The organism is Robertmurraya siralis (assembly GCF_005502275.1).
Taxonomy (GTDB): Bacteria; Bacillota; Bacilli; order Bacillales; family Cytobacillaceae; genus Robertmurraya; species Robertmurraya siralis.
This window is the reverse complement of record NZ_SWLZ01000046.1, coordinates 1-6,745: the sequence shown is the minus strand read 5'-3', so window position 1 is coordinate 6,745 and position 6,745 is coordinate 1. Positions and strand designations below refer to the sequence as shown.

Here is a 6,745-nt window from a genome sequence, read left to right as displayed (position 1 = left end):
ACCACTCAAAACCACCATTTGCCGTTTCATGCTCATTATAAGTAATCACATTCCATGTATGAGCATTTACCTTCGCATGTGATTGAATGGAGCCGGAATATTCTTCCGTTACGGTAGGAAGGTCATTCCAGTTTTTACAAGCAACCATACATGCACGACAACCGTCACATTTTGTTACATCTACAAATTTAATATAATCGGCCATCATTACACCCTCCTTACATCGCACAGGAATGCTTTATATTCCGGTATTGTTGAGTTTGCACATCCAATATGCGGTGTTAAGCGGTTTGCCGTAGCACCTGTTGCAATTCCCTTATAGCCAAAATGCCATGGCATCCCAATGTGATGTACAGTTTTTTCCTTTAATTTATACGGTTTAAAACGCTTCGTAATCATGGCGTATGCTTCAATTTCACCACGCGCAGTTGCGACGATCACTTTATCCTTTTCTTTAATGCCTTTTTCTTTGGCAAGCTCTTCACTTATCTCAATGAACATATGGTTGACAAGCTCTGCCAGCCAAGGAACATTTCTTGTCATTGCACCGGACTGCCAGTGCTCTGATAAACGATAAGTTGTTGCAACAATTGGATATTTATCCGCTTCCCCTTTTGCATTCATTTCTTCTTCACCAAATTGGACAGCTGGGTTCAACTGCACACTGGAGAATGCATTGGAAATTGGATTTTCGTATGGCTCGTAATGTTCAGGGAACGGTCCCTCATTTAATTTCGCTGCCGCATAGAGCGCACCTTTTCCGCCTGCCATCATAATGAATGGATCATTGAAGGTCGGGTCATCCGGACCCTTCGTTGCCACAAAATCAGGAATATCATATCCTGTCCACTTGCCTTCCTGTGCATTCCATTCTATTCCTACCCGCTCCTTGCTCCATGCTTTTCCGTTGAGGTCAGCACTTGCACGATTGTAAAGGATTCGACGGTTTGCAGGCCATGCAAAGGACCAATTCAAGAAGTTGCTCATACCTTCGTTTGTATTATCACGACGTTTTGCTAGATTTTCATTTTCAGGATAGAAACCTGTATAAATCCAACATCCAGCAGTAGTCGAGCCGTCGTCTTGAAGGTCACCAAACGATTGAATTTGCTTCTTTGTCTTCCAATCATAACCATTAATATCTCTACATACTAGTTCAATATCTGGATGGTCATCGTCCCCGTAATTCCAATATAAGGCGTTAATTTGTTTCGCAGCAGGGGTTGATTCGTTTTTGTAAAGCTCTTTCAAGCGGCGTGCTAACATATGGGTAATTTCTAAATCAGCACGAGATTCTCCCTTCGGAGCAATTCCTTGCCAACGATATTGCATCCAACGTCCTGAGTTTGTCACAGAACCTTCTTTTTCAAAGGATGAACATGCTGGTAGAAAAATGACTTCCGTTTGAACCGAAGAGGGGTCGTTTCCCGCTTCTTTTTGCCAGAAAGCAGATGTTTCCGTCTCGAATAGGTCCACTGCTACCATCCACTTTAAGTTAGCCATGGCAGCCTGTTCTTTAAAGCTGTTCGGACCACCGACAACTGGATTTGATCCGAAAAGGATTAAGCCCTCAAGCTCTTTTCGGTGCATCGCATCAAATAAGCGCATAAACGAGTAGTCTTTCCCAGGTGCGATTTTTGGCATAAAGTGATAGCCGAATTCATTATCGGCTGTCGCGTTATCCCCATAGAATGACTTCAGCATACTTGTGTAAAACTTTGGCTTATTGACCCAATACCCTGATGCTGGAGTAATTCGATCCAAGAAACCTTGGTAAGTTGAATCTCCTTCAGAGCCTGTCGGTACTTCCATATAACCTGGGACATTGTGATAAAGTAAACCGAAATCAGTTGAACCTTGAACATTGGACTCCCCACGCAGAGCATTTACACCACCACCGGCAATTCCAATATTTCCAAGGAGTAATTGCAGAATTGCATATGCACGAATATTTTGCGTACCAACTGTATGCTGAGTACCACCCATTGCATAAAGAATCGTTCCTGCTTTGCCTACTTCACCTGTTGAACCATACGTTTTACAAATATCCATGTAGGTATCCTTATCCGTACCCGTCACTCCAACTACTGTGTCAATATCATAGCGCGCATAGTGTTTTTTCATAAGTTGATAGACACAATTTGGATCGGTTAATGTTGGATCGGTTAAAACATTTCCTTCCTCATCCGTTTTGAAGGCCCATTGCGATTGATCATATTTTCTTGTCGCTTCGTCATAACCGCTGAACATTCCGTCCTCAAACTTATACGTATCCGCAACAATATAAGCTGCATTCGTATAATGAGCTACATATTCTTTATGGTAAAGTTCATGCTCTAAAACATAATTAATCATCCCGCCGATAAAAGCGATATCCGTTCCTGAGCGGAGTTGTCCATATACGTTCGCCATTTGTGATGTTCTCGTATAACGGGGATCTACAGAAATCAATTTACCCCCCTTTTCAATGGCCTTTGAGATCCATCTAAAGCTAATTGGATGATTTTCTGCAGGATTTGCCCCAATAACCATAAGGACATCAGCAAATTGCAGATCATTCCAATGATTTGTCATTGCTCCACGACCGAATGTAGGCGCCAGACCGGCAACCGTTGAACTGTGTCATATTCGGGCCTGGTGTTCAATATAAGATAGCCCTAGACCAGCACGGAACAATTTCTGAAGCAAATGGCATTCCTCGTTATCCAACGCTGCACCGCCTAAATAGGCAATCGCATCAGTTCGATTAACGGTGATTCCATTTTCTTTCTCCATGAACGTTTTATCTCTTGTTTCCTTAATGTTTTTCGCTACTTTATCAAGCGCAAAATCCCAATCTACCTCTTCCCATTTAGAACTTCCTGGGGCCCTGTACATTGGCTTAGTCACACGTTTTTCTGATGTATATACTTGACGCACTGTCGTTCCTTTACTGCATAAAGTGCCTTCGTTTATTGGATGATCAGGATCACCCTCTGTATAAACAACATCATCTTCATTTGCGTAAACTAGTATTCCGCAGCCTACAGAACAATAAGGACAGATAGTAGGTGTTGGCGTTAGTTTCGCAATCTTAAATTCCTCTGACTGTGCTTTTGCTGACTTCTCGTCAAATCCAAGCTCAACAACTGCCAAAGTAGCAGCTACTGCACCAGACAGTTTAAGGAACTGCCTTCTTGTTACATTCACTTCCATTTCTCTTCCCCCTCCGTTGTGTTTATTTTCTTTTCCATAAATAGAAAAAATAATAATTATATAGAAAATCCTACCTATCCCCGTCAGATCCTTTGTAACGAAGTATCTGACCCATGTTAAAAAAGGCTAGTTAGGATTAGCCCCCAAAACTCTTTCTTCCAAGTCATATATCACTCTACCAAGTGATGTATATTGAATGGCCATTCTCCCCCTTAAATATCCAACCACTTCAATATTTAAATATTTAGCAAGTTGAACGGCTTGTTTTGTGGCAGCAGTCCTTGAAGCAACGACTGGAAAGCCAAACTTCGCTGCTTTTGATAGCATCTCATAGGATATTCTACCGGTCGTAAGCAACAATAAAGAAGACGGTTCTAACTCATTTCTAATCGCATGACCGATAATTTTATCAACTGCATTATGACGCCCAATATCCTCACGAATGGTCATAGCTCCACTTTCCTCGACAATGCAAGCTCCATGCATTCCGCCCGACTCAAGATAAAGAGGGGAATTTCTAGCAAACTCGCTTCTCTTTTTTAAGAGATAAGAAAGTTGGTATGTTTTTCCTACCTCAACCTTGTTAAACGTTTTCACATCTGTCATGGAGAAAAAAGTAACCCCTCTGCCGCAGCCAGCAGTGTAGTGTTTTTTCTTTGAAAACATCTTTTCTGTATTAAAATTTGTCGCTAATGTAACATCGATGACGCCACTTTCTTCATTAATTAGAACCGTTTGTACATCAGCAGCACACTCAATCATTCCTTCAGAAAAAAGATACCCATAAACCCAATCCTCTAAATCCTGTTTCGTTAACTGAAAGACCGCAATTTCAAAATCATTGACTACAAGAGTAATAGGATACTCCTCCGGGCAACCTTTTTGGTTCATAACTATTCACCTCGTCAGCAAACCCAGCTTGGTTCACTTGTTTATTTTAAAAAAACAGCTCCTTCGATTTCTGCGACAAATATCACAAGTTTATACTTGCTATCGAAGTTAGCATGAAGGCGTTCACAAATGATTTCTGCAACTCATTCGTGTCGTTGGTCCAGCTCTTTTTCATTGTTAAAAACGAATGTTTATGACTCATCTTTTTGAAACCAAACACTATATACGGATATTAACGAATAAAACAATAATATCGTTCGTGTTAATCTTTCCGATAAAAAAGGCACATTCGATGAAATTGTGAAATTATTTTTTGTCTATTCAGTGACATTTTTTATTCTCCAATAATTTCAAGTTATATGTTTTTGGCAAGAATGTTAACAAAAAATGGGAAAGTAGATTTAATATATTCAGCGTTTTTATAGTGCAATTGGATAGTGTTACGATCGTAGCTTAAATCTTATTGCCTATTAATTCTGTAACTTTTATCACACTTACGTAGTGAAAATGAGGATGTCTACACTCTTATCATAAACCACCCTTTTACCTTGTTAATGTTGCAAATTTGACATTCCAGCGTCTTCACAGAATGTTCAAAATTGTAGAGACCACGATTCACAATTTGCACATACTTTATGTGCACTGATTTTTTTTAATAATGTCCGTAGTCGTTCTAAAATTGATTAACCTGTCTCTTTAAGATAAAATGAAAAACAAAACACTTCATTAGGGGGCAACTACAATGTCAATGAAAAAAGCTTTAACCATCGCAGGTTCAGACACAAGCGGCGGGGCCGGTATTCAAGCTGACTTAAAAACATTCCAGGAACTCGATGTTTATGGAATGTCTGCTATTAACGTCATTGCTACGATGGATCCAAAAAACAATTGGCGCCACAGCGTTTTTCCTCTTTCAATCGATTCCTTTGAGGCACAGCTAGAAACGGTATTTTCTGTTAATCTCGATGCTTTGAAAACGGGAATGCTAGCAAATGTCGAAGTTATTGAGCGGATTGCAAAGGCAATTGATGAATATGGCGTGAAAAATGTGGTCATCGATCCAGTGATGGTTTGTAAAGGTGAGGATGAGGTGTTAAACCCTGAGAATGCAACTGCACTAAGGGATGTGCTCGTACCTAGAGCTTTAATTGTTACACCAAATTTATTTGAGGCTTCCCAACTTGCTGGAACTGCCCCAATCAAAACGATAGATGATATGAAAGAAGCGGCTGTAAAGATCCATGCTCTCGGAGCAAAGTATGTTCTCATTAAAGGCGGAAGCAAGCTGGATCATGACAAAGCAGTTGACCTGCTCTTTAACGGGGAAGAATACAAGCTTTATGAGAGTGGAAAAATTGATACAACCTATGTGCACGGTGCTGGCTGTTCTTATTCTGCAGCAATCACTGCTGAGCTAGCAAAAGGGAAATCCGTATTAGAAACCATTGCACTTGCAAAAGATTTTGTTACGGCTGCCATTCGTCATGGCTTTAAATTAAATGAATATGTTGGACCAACAATGCACGGAGCGTACCGTACGTTTGGTGCAGAAAGAAAATAAACGATAAACAGACTGCCGTTTACAAAAGGGCTAGTGAAAAAAGAGCATCCAAGAGGCTGCTCATAGACTGTAGACAAACTCGATGAAATCAAGTTGCCTACAGTCTATTTTGATTTAGAATATTCATTAAAAGTTATATAAAGATGATAGTAAAATGATGACGAGAAATCCTATTACAGACAGAGACCCATTCGAAATGATTACAGTAGAGCAGTTGGTACCTCAAGATCATTTAATACGTTAGCTCGAGTCTGCAATTGATTTCTCCTTCATTTATCCGTAACTGCGGACCATGTTTTTTTGGTTCAGCAGTTTGTTTTATAATTGTCACTAATAATCGAATTGAACTCTTGAGTTGCAAACCTCTTTTGTTCCGATCAATCGAATTGCGAGCTTATTCGGACTGGAATCTTGATCGCTTTGCCCGTTCTGTCCGATTACAACTCTTATTCGGACTGGAGTCTTGATCGCTTTGCCCGTTCTGTCCGATTACAACTCTTATTCGGACTGAAGTCTTGCTCGTTGCACTCGTTCTGTCCGATTACAACTCTTATTCGGACTGGAGTCTTGATCGCTTTGCCTGTTCTGTCCGAATACAACTCTTATTCGGACTGGAATCTTGGTCGCTTTACCCGTTCTGTCCGATTACAATTCTTATTCGGACTGAAGTCTTACTCGTTGCACTCGTTCTATCCGATTACAACTCTTATTCGGACTGAAGTCTTACTCGTTGCACTCGTTCTATCCGATTACAACTCTTATTCGGACTGGAATCTTGATCGCTTTGCCTGTTCTGTCCGATTACAACTCTTATTTGGACCGGAATCTTGATCGCTTTACCCGTTCTGTCCGAATACAACTCTTATTCGGACTGAAGTCTTGATCGTTGCACTCGTTCTGTCCGAATACAACTCTTATTCGGACTGAAGTCTTGATCGCTTTGCCCGTTCTGTCCGATTACAACTCTTATTCGGACTGAAGTCTTACTCGCTTTGCCCGTTCTGTCCGATTACAACTCTTATTCGGACTGAAGTCTTGCTCGTTGCACTCGTTCTGTCCGATTACAACTCTTATTCGGACTGAAGTCTTGATCGCTTT

Annotated in this window: 3 protein-coding genes and 1 pseudogene; 1 reads left to right on the top strand and 3 read right to left on the bottom strand. The window is 40.7% G+C overall.

The genetic code is table 11. The annotated features are described in order from the left end of the window. From FCJ93_RS24495 to fdhD, 3 genes and pseudogenes are all read right to left on the bottom strand, one after another. A pseudogene (locus FCJ93_RS24495) lies at nucleotides 1–205 on the bottom strand (4Fe-4S dicluster domain-containing protein); the annotation flags it as partial. A 2-nt stretch (nucleotides 206–207) separates the two neighbouring features. Then, entirely contained in the window at nucleotides 208–3,189 is a 2,982-nt protein-coding gene (gene fdnG, locus FCJ93_RS24490) for a formate dehydrogenase-N subunit alpha (RefSeq protein ID WP_137744921.1), read from the bottom strand. Between the two features lie 132 nt (nucleotides 3,190–3,321). Next, on the bottom strand, nucleotides 3,322–4,086 hold the full coding sequence (gene fdhD / locus FCJ93_RS24485) for a formate dehydrogenase accessory sulfurtransferase FdhD (RefSeq protein ID WP_095312541.1): 765 nt from the start codon (nucleotides 4,084–4,086) through the stop codon (nucleotides 3,322–3,324). A gap of 742 nt (nucleotides 4,087–4,828) precedes the next feature. Between fdhD and pdxK the strand changes: the two genes are divergently transcribed. Further along, the gene (gene pdxK / locus FCJ93_RS24480; protein WP_137744920.1) at nucleotides 4,829–5,647 is read left to right on the top strand and encodes a pyridoxine/pyridoxal/pyridoxamine kinase; all 819 of its coding nucleotides are present in this window, start codon (nucleotides 4,829–4,831) and stop codon (nucleotides 5,645–5,647) included. The last annotated feature ends 1,098 nt before the right edge of the window (nucleotides 5,648–6,745 follow it).

Coding starts and splice junctions, on each gene's coding strand:
- fdhD (WP_095312541.1), bottom strand. CDS start 4,086: ATGAACCAAAAAGGTTGCCCGGAGGAGTATCCTATTACTCTTGTAGTC.
- pdxK (WP_137744920.1), top strand. CDS start 4,829: ATGTCAATGAAAAAAGCTTTAACCATCGCAGGTTCAGACACAAGCGGC.